Here is a 26843-nt window from a genome sequence, read left to right as displayed (position 1 = left end):
TAAAAAAAGGAACTTTTAAAAAGTTCCCTGATTTGCTTCCAGTACAGCCTTTAGATCAGCCCAGCCTCCGCCGTTATAGCCGTCCTTTAACCCTTGAGCGTTAAGATAATCCAATGCTTTTCCACTTCTGTTTCCACTTCTGCAGAATAAGATTACTGGTTTTTCAACAGATAGAATTTCATCCTGTCTGTCTTCTACTTCACCTAGAGGAATATTCTTAGCACCGTCTATATTACCGTCCATTTCAAGCTCCATTGGCTCACGAACGTCGATTAATTCATAGTTTCCGGATTGTATTACTTCTATTAAAGACATAGTTGTTGGTTTAAACATTAAATTAGAAACGAAATTACGTAATTTTTTTTAAAACTTTCTACTGGAGTAATTTTTAGAAAAGTGTATATCCTAATATAAAAGATACAGTATTATAGTTTGACTCTAAATAAAAATTATTACGGAATAAATTTCTGGATGTTCCTACTCTGAATTCTGCACTGAACTTATCATTATATTTATATCCTGCCCCAAACACTAAATTATTTCCGGAGATAATTTCTGGTTCTACAGTTCTGTATTTGAATGAAGAGTTGATGTCGAAACTTAAAGTATAAGCCGCATTCACAAATATTTTTGATTTGTCATTTAAAAAGAAATAATGTCTTATACCAATTGGTATTTCTATAAATTTATAATCAATAGAGGTGTTATAGCTGCTTTGATAATAACTGACATCATTCTGGACGTTTTCTAAATTACTTTTATAGTAGCTATATGTTGGTTCAACAAATAGAGACCATTTATTTTTATTGAAAGGAAGAACATATTCAAACTCTACCCCGATTCTCAATGAAGTATTTTTTCCAAAATCACTTTTTACATTGCCATTAGTAGAATTAATCTCAAGATTGGAAAAATTAACTCCCGGTCTGATGTTGATATGGAAATAGCTTTTCTGTTCATGATTTTTTTTATATTCTATGATCGGGCTTCCTGAGCATTCATTGTATTGAGTGAATACTTTTGTTAGATCTTTGATATTATAATCAATATTCTGAATTTGCTCTGTTTTAATATCGCATTTCAGATGTTCAGTAATTTGTTTTTTATAATCTTCATTATATCCTATACTTCCGGTATTGATACGATAAGCTTTGTAAATGAGCTGCTCTGGGTTAGATTTTTCTGAATTATAAAAGAATCTCGCGATATTACCATCTTCATAATAAAGAAGAGCTGCTTTTCCTTCGATAATATACTTAAGGAATACCGTTTCCTTTTCAAAATCAGGTTCTTTATTATCAGACATTTCATCCAGATTGGCAGAAGAACGATCAAGCATTACGGTTGCTCTTATAAATTTTTGATCACCATCAATACTGAATTCTTTAACATTATTAATACTTTCCGTCTTAACTTTTGAAGTCTCGTCTGTCTTATATTCAAAATTGACAGGATTGTTTTTCCAATCTAAGTTTCTGATTAAAACTTCATTTTTTTCACCGGAATTGTTGATGAAATATCCTTTTTCAAATTTAATTTGTGCATGATAAGTGCTAACAGCAAGAAGTGCTGTTAAAAGACCAATTTTTTTCATGGTTGTTGATGAGTAGTTTAAATATTCGTTTCCTTTAAGGCGGTTATTTTTAAAAACTGCAAATTTATAAAATAATCTTAATTTTGCAGTGTGAAATTAATGAATGCCGGTGCCGAAAAATATTCCCAACTGATCAAGTCCAAAGCAAAAAGTTTTGGATTCCAGAATTGTGGCATTTCCAAAGCTGATTTTCTGGAGGAAGATGCTCCTCATCTTGAAAAATGGCTGAAGAATAATTTTAACGGCGAAATGAAGTATATGGAAAATCATTTCGACAAAAGGCTTGATCCGAGACTTTTGGTAGAAGGTTCAAAATCTGTAATTTCACTTTCTTATAATTATTTTCCTGAAGAAAAAATCTCCGTTCTTGAGAATTTTAAAATCTCAAAATATGCCTATGCAGAAGATTACCATGAAGTAATTAAGGAGATCCTTCGGGAAATGGTAGCTGAACTGCAGGAAGAAATAGGAGAGTTTGGTTTCCGGGTCTTTGTAGATTCTGCACCGGTGATGGAAAGAGCCTGGGCGAAAAAGTCAGGAATAGGCTGGGTAGGAAAAAATGCCAACCTCATTACCAAACAAAGTGGTTCCTTTTATTTTCTGGCTGAAATTATCTGTGATCTGGAGCTGATTCCTGATCATGCAACCACAGATCATTGCGGAAGCTGCAGAAAATGTATCGATGCCTGTCCCACAGATGCTATTGTTTCTGAAAAAATTATAGATGGAAGCCGCTGCATTTCTTATGCAACCATAGAACTCAAAAATGAAATTCCGGATTATTTTAAAGATAAAATGGAAGACTGGATGTTCGGATGTGATATCTGTCAGGATGTTTGCCCCTGGAACAGATTCTCAGCGCCTAATAAACAGAGTCGTTTTCAACCCAATGAAGCGTTGAAAAACTTCAAAAAAGGAGAATGGAAGGAACTTACTCAGGAAATTTTCTCAGAAATCTTCAGAAAGTCTCCCGTGAAAAGAACCAAATTTGCAGGGCTCAAGAGAAATATTGAGTTTTTACAGAAATCTTCTGACTGATTTTTCTTTAAACTTTTGGTGACAATCCCTCTTTTGGAATTTTTTGAAGTTCCAAACCAGAGCTGATAATTGACCATTCCTTAAATTTTTCGCTCTAAGGAGGTGAAGATTTACATCAATAAGTTTCTTAAAAAGCTTTTCCTATAAAGAAAAATTGATTTTCAGGAGATCAAAATCTCACCGAAAATCAACGTCTTTTTTGTATTCTTTTAGGAGCAGTTTTTACTCTTACTTTAAACCTTTTTTGGGATTTAGTATTTTTACGCATATTTGTGAATATTTCGTAACTAAATATAGCTAATTTTTCGATTAAAACAAATACTTTTACTAAAAATTAAAGATTAAATTTTATTAAAAAACATGACTGTGAAAACGATATTAATGTATCTCCTTAAAGTGGTAGGAATTATTTTAGGAATTGTGATTATTTATGTCATCCTTGGGCTGTTGATTCCCTATATTCCCGTTTCTGCAAAAGATGACGGACAAAAGAAAGAAATTCCAATCTATATTTATACCAACGGAGTTCATACCGATATTGTAATGCCTGTGAAAAACGACTTGCAGGACTGGAGCCAGAAAATTCCTTTTGCCAATACAAAATCAAAAAAAACAGACTATCAGTATATAGGAATAGGATGGGGAGATAAAGGTTTCTATCTTGATACACCTACGTGGGCAGACCTGAAATTTTCAACAGCTATAAAAGCTGCATTCTGGCTAAGTGATTCTGCCATGCACTGTACTTATTATAACACGATGAAAGAAGGTGATGACTGTAAAATGATCATGATCAGCAGAAGCCAGTATGAAAATCTGGTGAAATATGTGGAAGATAAATTTGACAGAGATCAGAACGGAAATTTCATGCTGATCCCTACCAATGCTGTTTATGGTGATAACGATGCCTTTTACGATGCAAAAGGAACTTACAGCTTTCTGTATACCTGTAATACATGGTCAAATAACGCTTTGAAAGCTGCAGGACAGAAAGCCGCACTTTGGACCCCTTCTGATTTCGGAATCTTTCAGCATTATAAATAAAATATGAAAAGGATTTTTTGGTTTTTCACCATCTTTTGGATCTGCTCCTGTTCTCAGGAGAGGAAAAATAATACAATAAGAACGGTAGAAACATCAGTAGTTGAAGAAAAGAGACCTGAAGCTGATTTTTCTAAATTAAAATTAAAAGCAGAAGAAGCCTTGAAATTCTGTGCTTCAAAGAACCTCAGTAAAGATTTCTGTATTCTCATTGATATGAGCCTTCACTCCGGCGTTAACCGTTTTTTTGTCTGGGATTTTAAAAATAATAAGATTTCGAAAAAATATCTGGTAGGGCATGGGTGCGGTTCCAATTCCTGGAGTAAAGATAATTCTAAAGCCAATCCGGGTTTCAGCAATGAAGACGGAAGCCACCTTTCATCTTTAGGAAAGTATAAATTGGAAGGAAGAGGCTACAGCGACTGGGGAATCAATATCAAATACCTGATGCACGGCCTGGAAGAAACCAACAGTAATGCTTTAAAAAGATTTATTGTCTTTCATTCCTGGGATATGATGAGCGATGATGAAGTTTTCCCGAACGGATCTCCTGAAGGATGGGGATGTCCCACCGTTTCCAACAACGCCATGAAGGAAATAGATCCGATGATTCAGAAATCAGGAAAACCTGTCCTGATGTGGATCTATAATTAAATCTTTGTCATACATTTGTTTCATAACAATCCTGTTAACTGATTTTGCCTTATGAAACATACCCTTTTCCGTGAACAACAGCTCAATTGTGATATAGAAACGGCCTGGAAATTCTTTTCCTCCGCGAACAATCTTTCAGAAATTACTCCGAAAGACATGGGCTTCATTGTATTAACGGAAATGGAAGATGATGAAATTTATGCAGGAATGCTCATTGATTATTATGTTTCGCCATTATTCGGTATCAAAATGAAGTGGCAGACCGAGATCACCCATGTAGATTTTCAGAAAAGTTTCATTGACTTTCAGAAAAAGGGGCCGTACAAACTATGGAACCACCACCATGAATTTATTCCCAATGAAGAGGGTGTTCTGATGAGAGATACTATAGATTATGAACTTCCAATGGGATTTTTAGGAGAATTTGCCCATCGTCTTTTCGTTCGAAAGAAACTGGAACACATCTTTGATTACCGCTTCAGAATATTGAGTAAACTGTTCTAGATATTCAATAGGAACGGGCTATAATCCTGAGCGTAGTCGAAGGGGGCCCGTTAATAATAAACCAAAATTCATCTGGTTTTAGCCAAAACCTAATGCCATTTTTCATTCGGAATTTTAGAAGTTGGATTCCTTCGGAATGAAAGACTACATGAATAGACTTCATGTCCTATTTGTCATTCCGCAGGAACCAATAAGAAATATTTATTTTCCAATGTTTTATATCAGAGATTTTGATTTTTTTTAAAAGGATTCTCTATAAACTTATTTTGATATTCAATGAGTTTAGTTATTTGCTGTTGATTTTTTAGTATACTTTCAACAATTTCAGGTGACTGCATATTAAATACTGGATTATATTGATTAATAGTCCCTGCACTAGATATATCACTGAATTTATTATTTAATATATTATTTACCTGAACTCCTTCATTTAGAAGATCATTAATATCTACCTCCAATTCTCTGACAATTTTATTCAGTAATAATAAGTTGGGTATATTCTTATCGGATTCTATTCTGGAAATAGTACTCTGCGCCACATCCAGGCGTAATGCTATTTCATCCTGAGAACGCCCTTTTGTTTCTCTAAATCTTTTTTACTTTAGTGCCTATACTCATAGTATCAATATTTTGTTCAAAAATAACAAAATACCGATGATATTGAAAGAAAATTTCTTTTATGTTTGTAAAGGTATATTTCACTGATTATAGACAAGTGTTGTTTTTTAAGAAACTTTGGAAATAGTTTAAAAAAAAATTTAATGCGTCTAGTTTTGTCGCTTTGCTGTGGTAGCTTTGCATTATAACTGTTAAATAATAGATTAAAAGTAAAATTAAGAATGTTCATATTAAATCCATTAAATAACTCTTTTTCTTGTGAACAAAAAAATATACTTTTGTAGGAGTATTTTAAACATAAATATTTAATACATACACAATTATGAAAACGCAATTATTTTCGCTGGCATTATTAATGTCATCATTTTCATTTGCCCAAAGCTGGAATACAACAGGAAATTCAGGGACTAATCCATCCAATAATTTCATTGGGACTACAGACAACCAACCGTTAGTTTTTAAAGCTAATAATAATCCATCACTTCGCATACTTCCTACGGGAGTCTTAAGAGTTGGGCTAAATGACACAGATACCAATTCTGGTACTACCTTGAGAGTATATAATAATGAAAATACTGTTTTTGAGGTTGCCAATTCATTAGGAAGGTTTCAAATTGGAAAATCATCTTGTAATGGTTGCTATGGTGGGGGAATAGGAGATACTGTTTTAAGAAACCTTGACGCTTCTCATAATATCATTATAGCTCAGCCTAATAACGGTAATGATGGATCCACCTATTTCGGTATCCGGGATGACTATAACGGAACTTGGGTAAAGTTCTTCAACAATGCTATTGCCAGATTTGACGGCAAAATTAAGGCTAAAGAAGTTGAAGTAAAAGCCAATGTATGGGCTGATTATGTGTTTAAAAAAGAATACCAGCTTAGATCTTTAGAGGATGTTGAAAAACATATTAATGAAAAAGGACATTTGCCTAACATTCCCACTGCTCAGGAAGTACTGGAAAACGGAATTAACGTTGCTGAGATGAATTCCAAGCTGCTTGAGAAGATTGAGGAATTAACATTGTACTCTATTGAACAAAATAAGCAATTAAAGTTCCAAGCAGAAGAAATTAAGATGTTAAAAAAACAATCCGAAGAGCTTCAAGAACTGAAACATCAAGTTCAATAATTATTATCAACCAAAAAATAATCACAAATGAAAAGAAAATTACTATCACTATCATCCCTGATGATAGGCTTTTTCGGTTTTTCCCAAACCGAAGTTTATTTCAAATATGATGAAGCCGGAAATCAACGATATAGGGGAACTAATATCGCTGGAAAAACAGCACAAGAGCCTGTACAAACCGCAGCTAAAACGGTTTCTGTAGCTCAAACTCAAACTGAATCTCAAATTATAGATGAAACTTCATTTTGGAAACAGATTAGATTATATCCTGTTCCGGTTAATGATATTCTGACGATTGATTGGACGAATGAAGTAGATGGACTCATAGAATCTGTTTCACTCTATCAGCACAGTACCGTGCATTGGAAATTTCAACAGCAGAATACACCTGATCTTAACAAGCAAGTCAAAGTTAATATGACCGGGTATGACTGGGGAGTGTATGTTGTGCGCTTTACCCTAAAAGACGGCAGGGTTTTCAGTAAAAACATTACCAAACGATAAGATCCATGAAACGTTACGATAAGAAAATACAGCTATTTTCAACAATTATACTGTCCCTGTGTTCGGTATTGGGCTTTTCGCAGACCATACTGTATCAGGCAGAAAGTACCTCAAGAACAGTACAAGATCCACAATCAGTGGTGTTAGCTCAGGGATTTTATGCTTCTTCTAGCTCATCGAATCCATTTGTAGCTAAAATAGGTCCTACTACAGAGAATCCCGGCGGAGGACCAACTGATTCAAATGCAGGAGCAAATAATCAACCTGGAACGACAGCACCGGAAGGAAAAAGTTTCCACGATACCAAGGGTAATATTGAGGTTAACGGAGCAGGACAACTACAATTTACTTTACCTATTGCTTTGCCTCCTGGAATTAAAAATATAGCACCTCAGGTTAATTTAGTGTATACCAGCGGTTCATCTAACGGAATTTCCGGTTATGGCTGGAATTTATTAGGATTAACAGCTGTATCAAGAACCGGAAGAACCGTAGAAAAAGATGGAGAAGCTAAAGGTGCACAATTAGATGAATCAGATTATTACAGCTTTAACGGACAAAGACTCATTTTAAAGTCTGGAGAATATGGTAAGGACGGAGCAGAATATGTTACTGAAAAATACTCTAATGTAAAAATTAAATCTATTGGCTCAATCACAGGACAAGGTTGGAAAGGTCCTGAATATTGGGAAGTAACTTTTGAGGATGGCTCACAGGCTTGGTATGGAGCAACTGCTTCAGGGCTTAGTAATGCCAGAACTCCTATCGAATACAATATTGTAAAATGGAAGGATAGTAAAGGTAATTATATCACTTATAATTATTTGCAGGAAGGTTTCTCAAATATCGCTACGATTTCAAGCATTCAATGGGGAGGGAATGAAACACTGGGCAAACCTCATTTTAACACAATAGATTTTACTTACATTAGCAGAAGCTTAGCCGAAGATTCTTATATAGGAGGAACTCGTTTTTTACAGACTCAACTGTTATTTGAAATTAAAGTAAGCTCCAACGGAAGCCAATTTAAAAAATACGGAATTGATTATTTAAAAAATGGATCAAATTATCAGGTAGTTGATAAAATAACGGAATACAACGCTGATAATAATGCTGCCAATCCGGTAGCTTTTACCTATCCTGTTCCAACACAGCCAAATTTAGAGTTCTCAAATAATAATGTTGAGAGTTTTGAAAATGTAAAATTGTCAGGAGACTTTAATGGTGATTCCTATTTGGATTTCGTAATGAACAATGGTACTGTTAAGCTTGGAGGGTTAAATGATACCTATACCGATATTTCCACAGGTAAAACTTTTAATACTGAAGCTAAAGTTGTTAACACTTTATTAGATGAAGAAGGACAAGTCTACAACGGAAATGGGATTGTTCAATATGAAGGAGGAAAAGTAGTGGGCTATATTTTTAGGGATAATACTTTTGTCAAAGTATTTGAAAAGGTGGTTTATGTTGACCCAAACTGTACATATCAGGGTGGTGGTGTAGGTTGCCGTGTAGAAATGGCTTCATTCAATGAAGGAGACATAAACGGGGATGGTATTTCAGATGTATTTGTGAAGATTAATAAGGAAATATGTCAATTTGAACCAACACCTGGATGTGATAACTTGACACAAACAACTACATCAACTTCTGATAATACAATCAATAGACCTCCTCCATGTCATGAACTCAATTGTTACACTTATTTGGTTGGGAATTATATTGTTGATTTAAAAAATGCTAGCAATCCTTTATCAACCTACACAGTTGATTCAGGGATCAATGAAAGCTCATATTATAAACAGCAATATCTGGATGTTGATGGCGATGGGAAAGTAGATATTATTGATGTTTCCAATACTGCTTATACCGTATTTGAGTTTGTAAAAACAGCTCCTAATCAGTATCTTAAGGAAATAAGATTCACGGGTAATTTAGCTGAAACAAAAGCACCGGAATCTCCGGTATTATTCGGAGACTTTAACGGTGATGGAAATCTTGACTTTACCATCCCAACCACGGATACACAAGAAAAAGATAACTGGAGGTTTTATATAGGAACAGAAAAAGGATTTTCCAATTTTCTAAAAACAGATTTCTTAAAATACAGAAAACCTAATGACTATCAAAACAGTAATTACCCTACTTTTAATATATACCAGCATGTATATTCGGTGTCAGACATCAATAAGGATGGGAAATCGGATATTGTCCATATTCTTCCTTTTAACAAGGCGGGGCAGGTAAATTCAAGCGGACTTATACTTAACCGATACTTTGGCTATACAATTGATGCTTATACAGCTAACGGAGTTACAACAAATGGAAGCCTTGATTTCTATACGAGCTATACTTATGGAGGATATAATTATGTAACCTTTGATGTTGGTAATTTTACGTTATTTTCTCCTATTACCTCACAGGTTAAAGTTAATAATAACTATTATGATGTTTTCTTATTCTGGAAAGAAAGGATGCACAAGCTTAAATCCCCTTCTTCCGCTGGAAAGCTGTCACGAGTACAAACCATTACCCAGGGAGGAATTACTACATCAGCAGATTATTTAGAGGTAATCCCAAATAATCCTCTTAACCCTAATTTTTATCAAAAGGTTAAAAAAGAATATTATCCTTATTTTTCTTTAAGCAGGGTTGACCAATCCTATGCTGTATCTCAACTTAGACAAGAAGGGAGAAAGCAGGATTTTCGGTACAGAGGAATGACTGGGCATATGCATGGAAAAGGGATGATGGGGTATCATCAATCTGCTCGTTCGTCATGGTATGCTGATGGATTTGAAAATATCAAGACATGGTCTGGAGCAGAAACTGATCCTCTTTTTGATGGAATTCCGGTAAAAGAATGGAGCATTAAAACCAATGATGAGTCTAAAATCTTCCCTGTGGATATTTCTGAAAACAACACCCAGTTATTAAGTTTCAAATCTACTATTTACAAAACAGATAAGCTATTAAACGGGCAAATTGTAACGGGAGTAATTGCTGATACGGATAAACCGAAAGTTGTAACAGCTACTGTTCCCACAAGTACTAAAACAAAGGACTTCCTGAATGGGACATTAACAAACACTTCTATCACTTATGGGGATTATTATCTTCCAAAGCAAAGTGTATTGAATGTTAATAATGGATATGCAATAACAACTTCTAATTTTGAATATATTCATAATACATCAGGAATTGGAGCAGATTACTTTATAGGTCGTCCTCAATCTAAAACTGATCAAATCTCAGCTTACGGAGATATCAAGTCGGCAAAAGAAGAATATACTTATGAGAGTAATCTCTTAAAAACACAGAAAACCTGGAACAGAGATAATACTGGATATTTACTGGAAACTTATAATTACGATGGTTTTGGTAATATCACCGGAAAAACAGTCAGCAATAGCGTGGATTCTCAAACTCAGACAGAAGCAAGTATATATGATCCGAAAGGAAGGTTTGTAGAGAAAAAGACCGATAATTTAGATTAGAAACGAATATTGAATATAATGACTGGGGACAGATAAAAAAACAAACCGATGCATTAGGTAACACGCTTGTTAACGTTTATGATGGCTGGGGGAAATTATTGACTTCAAAAACCAATTTAGGAGGAGCTACTACCTATAAATATGAAAGAGATGATAACGCTAATCTTACTGTTATTCAATATGATCCTGATGGAGATATTTCAAAAAAATATACTAACAAATTAGGACAGGATTATAAAACTTCGACTAAAATTTTGGGGCAAGGTCAGTTTGTTTCAAAAGATACACAGTATGACATTTTAGGAAGAAAACTCAAAGAAAGTGAACCTTATTTTGAGGGACAAAGTGCGAGTCAATGGAATACAATTACTTATGATGATTCTGTATTCCCTATCACCAAAGCAATCGCTATCTCATTCAATGGTAAGCAGATGGAAACTACTGTTTCAGGCTTAATAACGACTATCAAAGAACTTAACGGTTATGGAAGAACTACTTCAAAGACCATTGATGCATTAGAAAATGTAATTTCTTCGACAGATAAAGGTGGAACAATACAATTTTCTTACAATGCAGCAGGAGAACAGATTAAAGCTCAATATGCCGAAAATATTGTCACCACCAAATATGATTCATGGGGGAGAAAATCAGAATTCAATGATCCTTCCAATGGTACGTATAAGTATGAATATGAGGGTTTCGGGCAACCTAAGAAAATTATCAGCCCTAAAGGAATCAAAGAATATACCTACAATAGTTTAGGACAATTAATTTCTCAAAAAGAAATTTCTACTACTGATGCCGGGGAAGCGACCAATAAATTAATATCTTTTACTTATGATAATAAGGGAAGGGTTATTTCAAAATCAGGAACTTCAAAAGGAAAATTATTTAGTTCAAATGTTTCTTACGATCCACAGGGAAGACTCTTGTCATCCTCAGAAAGCAGTAACGGGAAATACTTTATTCAGAAAGGTATTACTTATGATGATAAAGCAAGGGTAATTTCTTATGAAAAGCAACTCTATTCTTCCGGTGTTCTTACTAAAGTTCAGATTGAAAATGTGTACAGTGCATGGAATGGTGAGTTGTATCAGGTAAAAGATAAGGTAACAGGTAAGAGCCTGTGGGAGCTGAAAGAAATCAATGCTAAAGGTCAGGTGTTAAAAGCAAAACTGGGAGCAGCAGATATCAACAATACTTACGATACAAATGGATTCTTAACAAATGTCAATCATTCATCAGCTGTTAAGCCAAGTATTTTACAACTTTCCTATTCATTTAATGCCATAAAAAATGAATTGAATAGTAGAACAACGGGAGGAGATTTCAATATTGCAGAATCTTTTGATTACGATGATAATAACCGTTTGGTAAATTGGACAAATCCGGTAACAGGAGTTAAACCATCTTCCAACCGAAATGTTTACGATAGTAAGGGTAGAATCATGGAGAATGATCAGGTAGGAACGATGAAGTATGAAAATTCTGCCAAGATTTACCAGCCAACCGGAATGACGTTGAATGCGGCAGGAACTCAGAATTATAACAATGACTTAATCCAAAGCATTGCTTATAACGAAAACAATGATCCAGTTTTTATTGATGGAATGAAAGGAGATGTTGCTTTCCAGTATGGACTCACAAGCATGAGACAGAGAGTAACCTATGGAGGAAATTTCAGCATTGATGCAGACGGTAAGTTTACCAAATTCTACAGTGAAGACGGAAGTTTTGAAGTGTTGAAAGACAACACTACAGGAAAAGAAAAACATATTTTATATATCGGAGGAACACCGTATGAATCAAATATTGTATATTTAAAGAACTTTACGGAGAGCAGCGGTTCTTACAAATTCCTGCATAAAGATTATATAGGAAGTATCTTAGCTATCAGTGATGAAGCTGGAAATAAACTGGAACAAAGACATTTTGATGCATGGGGTAATTTCACCCATCTACAAATTGGAAATGGCGCAATAATTACCGATAAAAATATTATTGATACTACTTCGTTATTAGTAGACAGAGGATATACAAGCCATGAGCATTTTGCTGAAGTAGGTATCATTCACATGAATGGTAGATTATACGATCCTTTATTGAGAAGATTTTTAAATGCAGACGAGAACATTCAGGATCCTTACAATACCCAGAATTACAATAAATATGGGTATGTAATGAATAATCCATTGATATTTAATGATCCGAGTGGGGAATTTTGGCAGATTTTTGCAATTCCTATTGTTAAAGCGTTACTGTTTGCTGTAGTCTCTTACACTGCTACTGTTTTAATTACTGGTGCGAAGTTTAATATTCTCAACTTATATTCTAGTATTGTAATGAGTTTGATAAGTGCGGGGATAACAACTGTTATAGGAGATGTCTTTTCTACTGCTACAGCAAGTATAGGAAATGAGGCTTTAAAAAGTCTCGTCCATGCGGGGGTACAGGGAACGCTGAGCTTTATGCAGGGAGGTAATTTCTTTACTGCGGCTGCCAGTGCATTTTTATCAAGTGCTGTATCGTTTGGGTATGGACAAGCTGTTGGAGCTGCTGCGTACAGCGGTGTAAGCCAGGTTGCTTTGGGAATGCTTTCCGGTGGTGTGGGGTCTGCCCTTTCCGGAGGAAATTTCTGGGAAGGCGTGAAGATTGGAGGTATTGTCGCTTTGTTTAATCATGCAATGCATAGATTGAATGGTGGACTAGGAGACGGAGGTAAAAAAAAATCTAACTATAAAATACCAAGAAAGACAGTAAATTTTGAAGCTTCTTCACTTGCATTACCATTTGGATCAGTAGGAGGGAGAGATAAGGATCCATATGTTCCAGATTTTGATTGGTATACTATAAGAGGTACTATAAATTTAATTGGTAATAAATTATCAGTTGTGGCATACGGAAGTAGTGCAAATACTAACATTACTAAACACTATAGAGGTTCTGTTGTAATAGAAGGTTCATCGCCATATGGTATTTCAACCTTTAGATATGAGAAGTCTTTAAATATTTTAAAAGATGTAAATGATTTTCGTCCCGCAGATTATAGATATATTGGTAGAGCAGATTTTGTGATACCTCCAGGTACTATGAGTATAAATGTTAGAGTAACTGCTGGTTATACGGCGACAACCAATATGGACACCTCTAATGTAGTGCCTTTTTATCCATTAGGAAGAGCTACCTTTGATTATACTTTTTCATCATACAGAGGGGGCATAAATCAATATCCTTTAATAAAATAACTAAAATGAAAAATCTATTTTATTCAATAAGTATGGTACTATATGTCATTGGAATACATATAATTTACAATTACATATTTTTATTTTTATATAAAATTTGTGTGTTTGGAATAAATAAAAGTTTAATAGTCTCTTATTTTCTTTATTTTATATCTATTACTTTAGGTATTTTACTGATTAAATACAATAAAAAAATTCTTTATTTAGTTATGCCAATAAGTAAGCGAATTAATTCACAAATAAATATTTTTGAAATATCAATTATTACCTTCTTAATATTTGAACTCTTTTTTACACTAAAAAATATATTTTTTTATTTTTCACCTTCTATAAATAATCCTTTCTTAAAATATGATATAATTTTTAATTTAATTAAAATAATAGCAATTATTGGAATATTTTATTTTAGAAAAAATATTGTAAAATATGTTACTTAGAAAATTTAAATTCAAAGCAAATTATCAATATACCATTTTAAAATTAGAAGAGGAGGGGTATATATTTTCATATGATGATGATAAACTTTCTATCTTCTGTAATGAAGATTGTTATTTAAAAATTAATAAATATGTAGAAAATTTGAAAATCGATGAAATTGAGATTGAAGCTGAAGGTTTTTCACATGATGAGTACATAAATTGGCATTTTCATAAATATAAACTTTCCGACAAAACAGGAAAAATTCCTTTCTTTTTATGTAGTAACGCATATAAAAGATTAGTCTGGCTATATTTATTTATAATATTTTTATCATTATTTTTTGCATATTTTTTTAGTTAAGTGATGCTCTTGCGGGAGGAAATTTCTGGGAAGGCGTGAAGATTGGAGGTATTGTGGCGTTGTTCAATCATGTAATGCATAAAATGTCTGATAACCTGTCGATTGATAAAGAAACAAGAAGAGAATTCAGACGATTGGTAAGAGCGAAGAATTACCAAGATGCATTTGGCTTAGTTAACTCTAAATACAATTTAGATGCTGATATTAAAGGTAAATATACTATGGAATATGTAGATAGTGATAAGTTCTCTGGGTTAACAGGGAGAGAGGCGTATGAAACTCAATAGGTTACACTTGCCACTCACGTTTTTAAAAGTTCTGTTGCAGTTTTTATAAGAGTTGTCCATCATGAATTTATCCATGTTTATCAACGAGGTATAATGGGCTTTGCAGGAAATTTAAGTATTTATGAAGTTAGAGAGTTTCTTGCATACCATGATACCTTATTTAATGATAAATTACCAAAGGCATCGTTTTCAAGCATGGAAGGATATTGGAATAAGGCTAAGCAATTTTATAATTATATGACTGCAAATCCTACACTTATTAGAGAATACCAGTCACAGTATAATGATTTTGCAAATTCCAGTTTTTTTAAATAAATAAAAAGTACATTATGTATAAATTCCTTTTAGTATTTTGTATAGGTCTTTTATCCGCTCAACAGACTTGTAAGCTATCTTTTTCCAATAGCTCACTTTCAGAAAATGGGGAAATAGTGTTTACTATTAAAAATATTAAGAATAAAAGAATAAAAATTCCAAAACAATATTCTGATATATGGGCTAGACCAATAAATATGCAGGTATATAATGATGATAAAAAAGAATATCAGGATACAAAATATGTAGCTGATGATATAGATTGTTTTGAAGCTAATGGTTGTTTTGGTAAAATGATATGTCTTAAAAGAGAAGAATCCAAACAATATAAAGTTAAAATTATTCCTGGAAGAATCTCAAGAGCTTTTAAAGAAAAGAAAAAGTATAGATTTAAGTTATCTTTTGATACTTATTTATTTAGTGGGTGTAGCAATTATAAAACCGATTGGCTTTATTATCAAAACTAATCTTTATCCGTATTGTTTTAAAATGAGACGGATTTTGGAATTGCTCTCTTTTTTTGAGATAAAAAGTTTATACTTTTTATCCACTGATTTGTAATTATCAAATTCCTGTATCAATTGATACAGGAATTTTTATTGTATTTCGAGGTATATAATAAATATTTATTCGTGTAAGTCTGCTATTATAGTCTGAAAAAACTTAAAATAATTATTTCTCATAGTTATGTTTTGTTTATAATTAATTTTTCTTTCTAATTTCGTCCCATTCTCTAATAGAAGAATCTAAGTATTTTAGATTAGGATCGTTATATAATGCACCTCCTTTGTATTTATTAATAAAATAATCCCAGTCAGGATTTCCATTCAATGGAGGAAACAGCATATATCTTGTTCCTCCCTTGTAATACTTTTCCTTATCGAAAGTCTTTCCTAAAGAAGTTTTTTCAACTATCTTGTAAGAAGTAAAATATATTACAGGGAAAAATAACGGTAATATTATATAGATCTTGGGAAAATAATCTAATCCTCTTCCCATAAGTATTAACAGAAACACATAAGGAATCAATTGAAATACATACCCATCCGATACATTATGTTTTATACAAAAAACTAAAAAAGGAATGATACCTATAGCTATATAATCAAGATGTGTTTTATTTTTCAACCCCCAAAATAAAAACACAATAAAAAACAGAAAATTATAGATTAAAAATACCAAATTTCTTATAATACTTTTTAAGATAATTGAAGGATCATAATTGAAAATAGAATCCTCGTAGGAGTTATCTGTGAATATGGATATAAAAGTATTGCGTCCCATAAACACAGGAATCAATAAAACAGAAAATAAAAGCCCCGTTATTATTCCACCATAAATAATATGCATCTTTAAAATGGTGAAATTTCTAAAAATAAAATACAAATAGAGCGGTAAAAAAAGAATAGTCTGAATATGGATTAAAAAAAGAATGCCCAGTAAGAATGACAAATAATAAAAGTATTTAATTTCTTTGCTTTGGACAAATTTAAATAGGTTAATTAAATACAAAATAGAAAATAACAGATAAAATGTATAAACTTCGGTTATTATAGCCTGTCTCCAAAATGTAAATGAAAGCCCTAAAATCATAATACATATGAGAGAAGATCTGGGAGAAATATCTAAGAGATTTAGTAATCTACCCAAATAAAATAACGACAATATTCCTGATAAAATACAGACACCTACAAAAAGAAAATGTACCTCTACAAAAGGAAATATTTTGTGGAGCAATGATAAAAAATTAGAAAATAGTATATGGTTTGTTGCATTAGAAGAAAACTCAAATCCTTTATATCCCTGTATCGTAAAAACTAAGCTATCACCAAAGCTGGGATCTTGAGCTATTGAGCATATATACATAATACCTATAAATAATAATGGGAAAATATAGATATTATCGTTTCTTTTTATTAACTTCATGCATTAAGTATTTTATGATAGCTTGAAATGATAAATTTTTCAAATATAGTATTTAAAAATTACATTCAATTAATTTACAGATTCTCCTTTCACTTATTATTTATTGTCAATTCTAAATTCTCCTTCAAAAAGATTTTGCTACATAACATCAAAACAGGGAGGTTTGCTACTTAGAATAGAAAATAAAGTGTTATTTAGTTTTTGGAACGTTAAACGTAGTTACAGTTAAAAAGAAATAGAAGCTGTTTATCTAATGCCTGAAATATTTGAAATAAGAAATTACAGTTTTCTTTGTAATTGACACAAATATTGACACTTTTTATTTTGAAATAAATGTAAGTGATTAATAATCAATAAAATATAAATTACGCGTATAATGCCGTAGAAATCCCAATATGAATGAGTAGAATCATCCATTGTTTAAGTTTTTTTAACAGTTCAATGACCGGATTTCCCAGTAAAAATCACTAATTTTGCCGGATTATCGTTTTTACTGAAAAACTAATGTGTTCTGGTTGACATGGCAAGTCTGAGGTCATTTTTCTTATTCTATATCATACTGGTTTTTTCCCTTTTCAATTCGAATTGGGCAGAAAAATCGTTGCAGAATATTCCTCATGTTCCGCCTGTAACCAACATTCATGTTCTGGATGTTTACGAAGAAGCAGATATGAATACGCATGCATTGCCTGCAGCTGCTAAAATTGTAAAACATTCAGTTAAAAAAAATGATCCTGCAATTGCAGATTTTTCAGGAATTTTAAAAGTTATTCCAAAAGTTACGCTTCCTGAAATTGCAATTTCTATTATTTGTGGAGTTAAATCCTTTCTCCATCTCCTTCAGTTGTACTAGGTTTAAGCTTTTGAAAACCAAATCATTTTAACGGAAATCTTATAACTTAAACATTTAAAAATGTATTTTAAAACTGTAATAATTTGCATTCTTGCAACATTATTCGCTGTGTCATGCAGTAAAGACAAGGAGAAGAACAATCAGAAAGATAAAGAAGTTCCCGTACTGGAAATCAAAGAAAAAGATACATTGGTGAGCAACCAGTTTGTGACCGATATCCAGGCAAAAAAGAATGTTGAAATGCGTTCCAGAATCGGAGGTATTATACAGCATATTTATGTTAACGAGGGGCAGTTTGTACATCAGGGACAGGCTTTATTTAAAATCAATGACGCTGAACTTCAGATGGAACTTTTAAAGGCGAATGCAGCTTTAAAACAGACGGAAGCAGACGTTCGTATTGCAGAAGTAGAATTGAAGCAGATTCAGAGTCTTCATGCTAAAAAATTTGTGGCCAACAATGAGCTGGAAATGGTGAAAGCAAAACTATCTTCTGCCAAAGCAAAACATGCATTTGCTGATGCAGAAAAGAGGACAGTTCTTCAGAAAATAAGCTTTACAAGAATTACGGCGCCTTTTGATGGAGTAATTGATGTAATTCCCCATAAAGACGGAAGTTTGGTGGAAAATGGAACATTGTTAACCACCCTTTCTCAATTGAACGAAGTGTATGCCTATTTCTCCATTCCTGAAAACTTATATTTTGAGCTTTTAGCTAATGATAAAATAGGAAGTCATCAGAAGATTGAGTTAACACTTCCGAATGGAGTTAATTACCAGTTCAACGGAGCTTTGAAAACAGCCGAAGGGGAAATCGACAGAACCACAGGTTCTATTCGTTATAAAGTGCTTTTCCCGAATCCGGACCGTTTGATCAAACACGGTACTTCCGGGAAGCTTATCATTTCTGAACAACAGAATAATGCGATCCTTATTCCACAGAAATCTACCTTCTCCATTCAGGATAAGACCTATGTTTTTGTAGTGGATAAACAGAATAAAGTGAAAATGACCAATATTAAGATCGGAACTACTTTAAGAGATTCTTATATGGTAGAAAGCGGTCTTAAAAAGGGAGATTTAATCATTTATGAAGGAACTCAGTCTTTGAAAGATGGTGATATTATCAAAATCAAAAAGAAGTATTAACCTTTCATAATCTTTAAATCAACTAGCTATGGTAGAAATGTTTATAAGACGAAAGGTTCTTTCGTTGGTTATTTCCATATTATTTGTATTGCTGGGAATTATGGCGTTGCTGAAAATGCCGATCACCCAGTTTCCCGATATTGTACCACCTTCAGTAACTGTTACAGCAAAATATACAGGAGCAAATGCCGAAGTATCTGCCAATGCGGTAGCTCTTCCTCTGGAACGTGCGATCAATGGAGTTCCGGGAATGACTTATATGTCTACAGTAACCTCCAATGACGGTCTTACCCTTATTCAGGTTTTCTTTGAAGTAGGAACAGATCCTGATGTGGCAGCAGTAAACGTTCAGAACAGGGTAACGACTATTCTTGATGAACTTCCTGAAGAAGTAATCAGAGCCGGAGTAACTACTGAAAAAGAGGTGAACAGTATGCTGATGTACCTCAACATCACCAGTGCAGATCCGAGCCAGGATGAACAGTTCATTTATAACTTTACAGATATCAACGTCCTTCAGGAGCTGAAACGTATTGATGGAGTAGGGCGTGCTGAAATCATGGGGCAGAAAGAATATTCGATGAGAGTATGGCTGGATCCTCAGAAAATGGCAGCTTATAATATTTCAGCAGATGAAGTGATCACTTCCCTGCAAAAGCAGAATATTTCCGCTGCACCTGGAAAAGTAGGTGAAACCTCTGGTAAAACCTCCAGCCAGCTTCAGTATGTAATCAAATATAAAGGAAAGTTTTTTGAGCCTAAGCAATATGAAGAAGTTCCCATCAGATCTGATGTGGATGGAACTATTTTAAAGCTTAAAGATATTGCAAAAGTAGAATTCGGAGCGATGAACTACGGAATGGTTTCCAAAACAGACGGAAGACCTTCTGCATCGATCATGATGAAACAACGTCCCGGTTCAAACGCTTCAGAGGTTATTGAAAGTGTAAAGGCAAAGATGGAAGAATTAAAAGTTACGTCTTTCCCTCCCGGAATGGAGTATAACATGGCTTATGATGTTTCCCGATTCCTGGATGCTTCCATCAGTGCGGTACTGACAACCCTTATCGAAGCCTTTATTCTGGTAGGAATTGTAGTATTTATATTCCTTCAGGACTGGCGTTCCACATTGATTCCTGTACTGGCTGTACCGGTAGCATTGGTAGGAACATTTGCATTCATGAATATGTTGGACTTCTCTGTCAACCTTTTGACATTATTTGCGTTGGTTCTTGCCATTGGAATTGTCGTTGATAATGCGATTGTCGTCGTTGAAGCCGTCCACGTGAAAATGGAGGAAGGAATGAATGCGATGGATGCCACCATCAGTGCCACCAAAGAAATTGCAGGAGCTGTAGTAGCGATTACCATTGTGATGTCTGCTGTATTTATTCCTGTAGCATTCCTGGATGGTCCGGTGGGTGTATTTTATCGTCAGTTTTCATTAACATTGGCCATCAGTATTGTGATTTCTGGGGTAAATGCATTGACGCTTACTCCGGCACTTTGTGCAATTATTTTAAAACCTCATGACCATAATAAGAAGAAAACCATTGTTGACAGGGCTTTCCAGAGTTTCAATACAGGATTTGAAAGACTGACGAATGGCTATGTAGGTATTTTATCAAAATTTGCCACAAGAACCACAGTGACTTTCGGACTGTTATTTTTATTTGTCGGACTTACTTTTGTGACCAGCAAATTCTTACCAACCGGATTTATTCCAATGGAAGATCAGGGAATGGTATATGTAAGTGTAACGACTCCGCAGGGTGCAACAGTAGAAAGAACAGAAAAGGTGTTGGATGAAGTGACGGTTATTGCCAAGAAGATTAAAGGCGTGGAAAACGTGACCACACTTGCAGGATACAGCATTGTAACAGAAATTGCAGGTTCTTCTTACGGAATGGCGATGATTAATCTTAAAGACTGGAAAGAAAGAGATATTTCAGTTAATGATCTGATCGCGGAACTTTCAGACAAAACAAAAAGCATTGCAGATGCACAGATTGAGATTTTTGCTCCGCCAACGGTTCCTGGTTTCGGTAATACCAGCGGTTTTGAATTACGTTTACTGGACAGAACCGGAGGAACGATTGAAAATACAGATAAGATCACAAAGGACTTTGTTAAGAAATTAAACGAAGCTCCTGAACTGCAGAACAACTTTACCAGCTTTGATGCTACTTTCCCGCAATACATGATCAATGTAGATTATGATATGGCAGCGAAGAAAGGAGTATCCGTAGACAACGCAATGTCTACATTACAGACCATGCTGGGATCTTATTATGCCACGAATTTTATCCGTTTCAGTCAGATGTATAAAGTAATGGTCCAGGCGAGTCCGGAGCATAGAGATACTCCTGAAAGTATTCTGAATTTATATTTGAAAAATGATAAAGGGGAAATGGTTCCTTTTTCAACTTTCATCACTATCGAGAAGGTATACGGTCCTGAAGTACTGACGAGGTACAATATGTATATGTCTGCGATGATCAATGGAGAACCGGCAGACGGTTACAGTTCAGGAGATGCCATTGCCGCTGTAGAACGTGTAGCCAAAGAAACCCTGCCAAGAGGATTCGATATTGAATGGTCGGGGATGACAAGAGAAGAAATCTTATCAGGAAACCAAACCGTTTATATCTTCGCGATCTGTCTTTTATTCGTGTATCTTTTATTAGCAGCACAGTATGAAAGCTTCCTTCTCCCAATGCCGGTATTATTAAGCCTTCCGACAGGAATTTTCGGGTCTTACATCGCATTGGTGGCTGCAGGGCTGGATAACAATATTTATGCACAGGTAGCATTGGTCATGCTGATTGGGCTTCTGGCAAAAAATGCCATTCTAATTGTAGAATTTGCGGTGGCAAGAAATAAACAGGGATTTGATATTGTTCCGGCAGCTATTGAAGGGGCAAGACAGCGTCTGAGACCTATTCTGATGACTTCTTTTGCATTTGTAGCAGGGCTTATTCCTCTGTGTATTGCATCAGGAGCCGGAGCGATTGGTAACCGTTCCATTGGTACGGCAGCAGCAGGAGGGATGCTCATCGGAACCATCTTCGGACTGGTGGTGATTCCGGGACTGTATATATTCTTTGCAAAACTTGAAAATAAGAAGAAAGATGAAAAGATTAAATCATAGAAATATATTGTATGGAATAGCATCACTGAGTCTGGTTTCATGTGCTGTTCCCAAAGTAACGGAGCTGAAAAAAGCTCAGGAATTACCTGAAGAGATTCTTAAAGCTGATAAAAATAAATCTCCGGATGAATTCCAGCAGATCAATCTGAAAGCTTATTTTACAGATTCAAACCTGCTTGAACTTTTTGATAAAGTAGTTCAGGCTAATCCGGATTTTCAAATTGCCCAGCAAAGAGTGGAAATTGCCAACAGTTTCCTTCAAAGATCAAAGATGGATCTATTGCCATCTCTTGAAGTGGGAGTACAGGCTTCCGGTGACCGCTACGGTAAATATACAATGGAAGGCGTTGGAAATTATGATACCAATCTTTCCCCTAATATTACCGAAAATCAGAAAATTAACCGGGATTTTACGCCTAATTACTGGTTGGGAGCAAGAAGCAGCTGGGAAATTGATGCCTGGGGAAAACTGAAAAATAAGAAGATTGCGGCTCAGAAGAAATATCTGGCTTCCACTGAAGGTTTGAGGTTATTACAGGTAGAACTTTTCACCGATATTGCCAATCTGTATTACCAGTTGGTAGCGTTGGATAATCGTCTTGCCATTTATCAGAAGAACTATAAACTTCAGCAAAGAGCTTTCGAAATTGTTCTGGCTCAGCGTGAAGTGGGAAAGGCCACGGAATTGGCAGTTCAGCAATTCAAAGCTCAGAATAACAACTGGCTGGCAGAGATTGAACACATCAGAGTAGAAATTGTTACGGTAGAACAGGCGATTACAACCTTGACGGGAAGTTACGGCGGAGATGTAAAACGCGGAAAAATACTGATGCCTACCAATATGGAAGTCTTGAATAAAACCATTAATGTAGAAAATGTGATTCATTCCAGACCGGATGTAGCTGCAAACTATTATGTCTTGGAAGCTTCTCAGGCTGATGCGAAAGCTGCAAGAGCTGCTTTTTATCCTAAAATTGATCTGGGTGCAGGTTTCGGACTGAATTCGTTTTCTGTAGAAACGTTCTTCAAGCCAAGCTCACTGGCCGGGCAGTTGTTGGGAGGATTAATGGTTCCGGTTTTCAATAAAGGACAGTTGAAATATGAATTTAAAGTAGCCAGCAAAGAGCAGGAAATTGCCTTTTTAAACTATCAGAAAAGTATCACGACTGCTTTTAATGAACTTCAGTCTATTTTGAAGCAGACGAAGATCTATGAACGTGTTCTGAAACTGAAATCAGAAGAAGTAGGTTTCCTTGACCGTGGTGTTGAGGTTTCCAACGATCTGTATCTCACAGGATATGCCAATTATTTTGAACTGATCAATTCTCAGAAGAGCAAATTAACTGCTGAGCTGGATTTACTGCAGTTTCAGCACCAGAATACCAGAAATAACGTCCTGCTGTTTAAAGCATTGGGTGGGAAACTGGATTGATTTTTTACTTTTTTTACGATGAAGGAAGCTGTCTCTTTAGACAGCTTCTTTTATGTTTTAATCAGATTCTACGGATTCCCGTAATGCTAATTGAAATAATTCCAGGATCTTGCGTACAATCTAACTTTTATAAGTTGAGTTAACTTTTTTTATATGTCCCTAAAAAAAGAGACTGTCCTAACGGGCAGTCTCTTTGTATATGGTTTAAAATGAATCTGCTTTCAGTGCAGAAACACTTTATAAGTACATATTATTTAACAATCTGAATTTCAACAGCAGAAAATCCTTTAGGAGATTTCTCTTTTTCAAAAGATACCTTATTCCCTTTTTTCACCGGTTCTGCACAGTTGTTGTTGTGGAAGAAGATATTTTCTTTGTTATTATCTTCAGTAATAAATCCATATCCTTTTTCACTCAGGAAAGTAACAATTCCTGTTTTTCTCGGATCTTCCTCAATAATAGGAGCTGCACCCAATTGAATGTCATCAAGATTTACTTCCTGTCTTTGTTCAGGTGGAGTAGATGTTAATCTTCCGAATTCGTCTACATACATGAAGACATCCTCCGCTCCTTTGTTGTTGTTCGTTTTACGTTCTTCGCGTCTTAGCGCCTTTTCTTTTTGCTTTTGAATTTTTTTCTTGAAATTTTCCTTTTTAGAAAAAGAATCTGCCATAAATTATTTTTAGTATTTAGTTTCTATAAATTATTGAGTTCAATCTGGTCCGTATAGACCCCTATAAAGCCTGGCTATGTTTTCTGTCCTGGATAATCCCAATCATACAGAGCTTTAAAATTCCGACAAGTATTGTTCTTTAATAGAAGAATAAAAGTTAAAAATATGGCTGCTCAAAAGGCAAAGACTGAATAAAAAATATTCGGGTCGTTACAGAAAACAAAGTAATGACTTGGTTAATAATATGCAAATATACAACAATAAAATGAATAATCAGGTTTTAAATGATTGATTATCAGAAATGGTTTTAAGTGATCCTTTATGTTCTATATGAAGGAGTAAAGGAAGTTGTAATAATTGTATAAAAAAATCCTCAGAAGCCTGAGGATTATAAAAAAATATATTAAAAATGAAGTGGTGGTGCGTGATACGGGAGGAAGGTATCAAATGTTATGCCTAAAATTGATGTGAGTTTGTGAATTATCCCAAAGTGTTTAACTGAAAAGGCAGGTGTCAAGGCGTATCTGTTTGGTAAATAACATTCTATTAAAAAATATTGTTTACATAAAATAATAAACATTTTTCCTTCGGTTTAAAAATAATAAAAAGAAATTCCCGAAAATTTCACCATGTTGAGGCGGTTTTTATTATTGATCTTTGTCTCATTAACATTTAAATATAAAAACATGTCAACACAAAATGTACAAGGAAAAGTTGTTTTAATTGCCGGTGGAGGTAAAAACTTAGGAGGATTATTAAGCAGAGATTTTGCATCCAAAGGGGCAAAGCTGGCCATACATTATAACAGCGAAAGCTCAAGAGCTGAAAGTGAAAAAACACTGGCTGAAGTACAGGCATTAGGAGCTGAAGCATTTTTATTTCAGGGAGATCTTACCAAAGTAGATCATATCACGAAGTTTTTTGATGAAACCATTTCCCGTTTCGGAGGAATCGATATTGCAATCAATACCGTAGGAATGGTACTTAAAAAGCCATTTTCAGAAACTACAGAAGCTGAATATGATACCATGTTCAATGTCAATTCAAAGTCTGCTTACTTCTTTCTTCAGGAAGCTGGTAAAAAACTGAACGATCATGGGAAAATCTGTACCATTGTAACTTCATTATTGGCAGCCTACACCGGATTATATTCCACCTATGCAGGAGCAAAAGCACCGGTAGAGCACTTTACCAGAGCGGCTTCCAAAGAATTTGGGGCAAGAGGAATTTCCGTAACAGCTGTAGCACCTGGACCAATGGATACTCCTTTCTTCTACGGACAGGAAACCGATGATGCCGTTGCTTATCATAAATCTGCATCTGCATTAGGAGGATTGACAGATATTAAAGATATTGCTCCGCTGGTAGAATTCCTGGTAACAGAAGGTTGGTGGATTACCGGACAAACCATTTTTGCCAACGGTGGCTATACAACGAGATAGCATATTGTAAAATCCATTCAAAAAAGAAACTCACTGAAATTTGTTTTCAGTGAGTTTTTTATGGTAAAAGAAATAAGAAAATTAAGTAGTTTTAATCTTTCTTTTCTCCAGTATACTTTTGATGATAAAGAATAATCCAAGAAGAACAAATGGAATACTCAGAAGCTGTCCCATATTAAGGCTCATTCCATGCTCAAATTCTACCTGATCCACCTTGATAAACTCAATCAGAATTCTCATAATGAAGATCAATAGAATACTGATTCCAAAATAAAAACCTTTTCCGATCTTAAAAATATTTTTCCTGTAAATAAAATACACAAGAAGGAAAATAATAAAATAGGAAATCGATTCATACAGCTGGGCAGGATGTCTCGGAAGATCATCCACCTGACGGAAAATAAATGCCCATGGAACATCAGTAGGAGTTCCTATAATTTCAGAATTCATAAGATTCGCAAGCCTTATAAAAGTTCCACCCAACGGAAGTACAATAGCTATGGCATCCAAAACGGTCATGAATGGGATAGAATACTTTCTTGCATAGATGAGAAGCATAATCACCAAACCGATACCGCCACCATGGCTGGCAAGACCTGCAAATCCTGTAAAATGGTAGGATCCATCCGGCCCTTTCTGAATGGGTAAAAATATTTCAAGCGGGTGCTGGGAATAATAATCAAAATCATAAAAAATACAGTGACCCAATCGGGCTCCCACCAGAATTCCTATCAGTGCATAGGAGAATAAAGCTTCGTGTGCCTGTGAGCTAAGACCTTCTTTTTTATAAATTCTTTTTAAAATATTGAGAGATAAAACAAGTCCCGCAAGGAATAGTAATCCGTAATATTTTATGGGAAGTCCTAAGATATTGACGATTTCGGGATTAACATCCCAGTTGATATATAATAAATTCATTGCTGCAAAGATAAGAAAATAGGATTTTCTGAACAGAATGGTGTGTTTTGAAGAGGTTATGTGTTGAACAGTAATCTGTTACCC

At 34.6% G+C, this 26843-nt stretch carries 20 protein-coding genes and 1 pseudogene; 15 read left to right on the top strand and 6 right to left on the bottom strand.

What is annotated here, in order from left to right; all coding sequences use genetic code 11:
• Nucleotides 1-15 precede the first annotated feature (15 nt).
• Together ACMA47_RS05035 and ACMA47_RS05030 are read right to left on the bottom strand one after the other, a co-directional pair.
• Nucleotides 16-315 carry a rhodanese-like domain-containing protein gene (locus ACMA47_RS05035; RefSeq protein ID WP_034692125.1) on the bottom strand — a complete coding sequence of 100 codons (300 nt, stop codon included), beginning with the start codon at nucleotides 313-315 and terminating at the stop codon, nucleotides 16-18.
• Nucleotides 316-388: 73 nt separating this feature from the next.
• Entirely contained in the window at nucleotides 389-1594 is a 1206-nt protein-coding gene (locus tag ACMA47_RS05030; protein WP_413928921.1) for a porin family protein, read from the bottom strand.
• A gap of 99 nt (nucleotides 1595-1693) precedes the next feature.
• On the opposite strand from ACMA47_RS05030, the gene queG reads away from it, so the two are divergent.
• From queG to ACMA47_RS05010, 4 genes are all read left to right on the top strand, one after another.
• Complete coding sequence (gene queG, locus ACMA47_RS05025) at nucleotides 1694-2632, top strand: tRNA epoxyqueuosine(34) reductase QueG (RefSeq protein WP_413928981.1); 939 nt, start codon at nucleotides 1694-1696, stop codon at nucleotides 2630-2632.
• A 360-nt stretch (nucleotides 2633-2992) separates the two neighbouring features.
• Entirely contained in the window at nucleotides 2993-3676 is a 684-nt protein-coding gene (locus ACMA47_RS05020) for a TIGR02117 family protein (protein ID WP_413928920.1), read from the top strand.
• A 3-nt stretch (nucleotides 3677-3679) separates the two neighbouring features.
• Nucleotides 3680-4327 carry a murein L,D-transpeptidase catalytic domain-containing protein gene (locus tag ACMA47_RS05015; RefSeq protein ID WP_413928919.1) on the top strand — a complete coding sequence of 216 codons (648 nt, stop codon included), beginning with the start codon at nucleotides 3680-3682 and terminating at the stop codon, nucleotides 4325-4327.
• A gap of 51 nt (nucleotides 4328-4378) precedes the next feature.
• On the top strand, nucleotides 4379-4831 hold the full coding sequence (locus tag ACMA47_RS05010; protein WP_413928918.1) for an SRPBCC family protein: 453 nt from the start codon (nucleotides 4379-4381) through the stop codon (nucleotides 4829-4831).
• Between the two features lie 221 nt (nucleotides 4832-5052).
• On the opposite strand, the pseudogene ACMA47_RS05005 reads toward ACMA47_RS05010, so the two are convergent.
• A pseudogene (locus ACMA47_RS05005) lies at nucleotides 5053-5415 on the bottom strand (helix-turn-helix domain-containing protein); the annotation flags it as partial.
• Between the two features lie 356 nt (nucleotides 5416-5771).
• Between ACMA47_RS05005 and ACMA47_RS05000 the strand changes: the two are divergent.
• The 6 genes from ACMA47_RS05000 to ACMA47_RS04975 all read left to right on the top strand — a co-directional run bounded on the left by ACMA47_RS05000 (nucleotide 5772) and on the right by ACMA47_RS04975 (nucleotide 15682).
• A complete protein-coding gene (locus ACMA47_RS05000) occupies nucleotides 5772-6584 on the top strand; it encodes a cell wall anchor protein (RefSeq protein WP_413928917.1) in 813 nt (270 codons plus the stop codon).
• 27 nt (nucleotides 6585-6611) lie between these two features.
• Nucleotides 6612-7088: a hypothetical protein gene (locus ACMA47_RS04995; protein ID WP_413928916.1), complete on the top strand. Its 477-nt coding sequence runs from the start codon at nucleotides 6612-6614 to the stop codon at nucleotides 7086-7088.
• Nucleotides 7089-7093: 5 nt separating this feature from the next.
• Nucleotides 7094-10588 carry a SpvB/TcaC N-terminal domain-containing protein gene (locus ACMA47_RS04990; RefSeq protein WP_413928915.1) on the top strand — a complete coding sequence of 1165 codons (3495 nt, stop codon included), beginning with the start codon at nucleotides 7094-7096 and terminating at the stop codon, nucleotides 10586-10588.
• A gap of 98 nt (nucleotides 10589-10686) precedes the next feature.
• On the top strand, nucleotides 10687-13833 hold the full coding sequence (locus tag ACMA47_RS04985) for an RHS repeat-associated core domain-containing protein (protein WP_413928914.1): 3147 nt from the start codon (nucleotides 10687-10689) through the stop codon (nucleotides 13831-13833).
• A gap of 426 nt (nucleotides 13834-14259) precedes the next feature.
• Nucleotides 14260-14613 (top strand): hypothetical protein, encoded by a 354-nt coding sequence (locus ACMA47_RS04980; protein WP_413928913.1) that lies wholly within the window; start codon nucleotides 14260-14262, stop codon nucleotides 14611-14613.
• Nucleotides 14614-15229: 616 nt separating this feature from the next.
• Nucleotides 15230-15682: a hypothetical protein gene (locus tag ACMA47_RS04975; protein ID WP_413928912.1), complete on the top strand. Its 453-nt coding sequence runs from the start codon at nucleotides 15230-15232 to the stop codon at nucleotides 15680-15682.
• Between the two features lie 235 nt (nucleotides 15683-15917).
• On the opposite strand, the gene ACMA47_RS04970 is transcribed toward ACMA47_RS04975, so the two are convergent.
• On the bottom strand, nucleotides 15918-17141 hold the full coding sequence (locus ACMA47_RS04970) for a hypothetical protein (protein WP_413928911.1): 1224 nt from the start codon (nucleotides 17139-17141) through the stop codon (nucleotides 15918-15920).
• A gap of 520 nt (nucleotides 17142-17661) precedes the next feature.
• Between ACMA47_RS04970 and ACMA47_RS04965 the strand changes: the two genes are divergently transcribed.
• The 4 genes from ACMA47_RS04965 to ACMA47_RS04950 are packed head-to-tail and all read left to right on the top strand — an operon-like array spanning nucleotide 17662 to nucleotide 23726.
• Nucleotides 17662-17994: a hypothetical protein gene (locus tag ACMA47_RS04965; RefSeq protein WP_209785599.1), complete on the top strand. Its 333-nt coding sequence runs from the start codon at nucleotides 17662-17664 to the stop codon at nucleotides 17992-17994.
• Nucleotides 17995-18054: 60 nt separating this feature from the next.
• The gene (locus ACMA47_RS04960; RefSeq protein ID WP_413928910.1) at nucleotides 18055-19143 is read left to right on the top strand and encodes an efflux RND transporter periplasmic adaptor subunit; all 1089 of its coding nucleotides are present in this window, start codon (nucleotides 18055-18057) and stop codon (nucleotides 19141-19143) included.
• A 28-nt stretch (nucleotides 19144-19171) separates the two neighbouring features.
• A complete protein-coding gene (locus ACMA47_RS04955; protein ID WP_413928909.1) occupies nucleotides 19172-22294 on the top strand; it encodes an efflux RND transporter permease subunit in 3123 nt (1040 codons plus the stop codon).
• Complete coding sequence (locus ACMA47_RS04950) at nucleotides 22275-23726, top strand: TolC family protein (protein WP_413928908.1); 1452 nt, start codon at nucleotides 22275-22277, stop codon at nucleotides 23724-23726. Before ACMA47_RS04955 ends, ACMA47_RS04950 begins: the two co-directional genes overlap by 20 nt.
• 250 nt (nucleotides 23727-23976) lie before the next feature.
• Here the strand turns inward: ACMA47_RS04950 and ACMA47_RS04945 are convergent, their stop codons facing one another.
• Nucleotides 23977-24399: a cold shock domain-containing protein gene (locus ACMA47_RS04945; protein ID WP_105702934.1), complete on the bottom strand. Its 423-nt coding sequence runs from the start codon at nucleotides 24397-24399 to the stop codon at nucleotides 23977-23979.
• 686 nt (nucleotides 24400-25085) lie between these two features.
• Here ACMA47_RS04945 and ACMA47_RS04940 point away from each other — a divergent pair.
• Nucleotides 25086-25841: an SDR family oxidoreductase gene (locus tag ACMA47_RS04940; protein ID WP_076597636.1), complete on the top strand. Its 756-nt coding sequence runs from the start codon at nucleotides 25086-25088 to the stop codon at nucleotides 25839-25841.
• An 81-nt stretch (nucleotides 25842-25922) separates the two neighbouring features.
• Here ACMA47_RS04940 and lgt read toward each other — a convergent pair whose 3' ends face one another.
• On the bottom strand, nucleotides 25923-26759 hold the full coding sequence (lgt, locus tag ACMA47_RS04935; RefSeq protein WP_413928907.1) for a prolipoprotein diacylglyceryl transferase: 837 nt from the start codon (nucleotides 26757-26759) through the stop codon (nucleotides 25923-25925).
• Nucleotides 26760-26843: the final 84 nt, after the last annotated feature.

This window comes from Chryseobacterium sp. T20 (assembly GCF_047345655.1).
Classification (GTDB): domain Bacteria; phylum Bacteroidota; class Bacteroidia; order Flavobacteriales; family Weeksellaceae; genus Chryseobacterium.
This window is presented reverse-complemented; position numbering and strand designations above follow the sequence as displayed.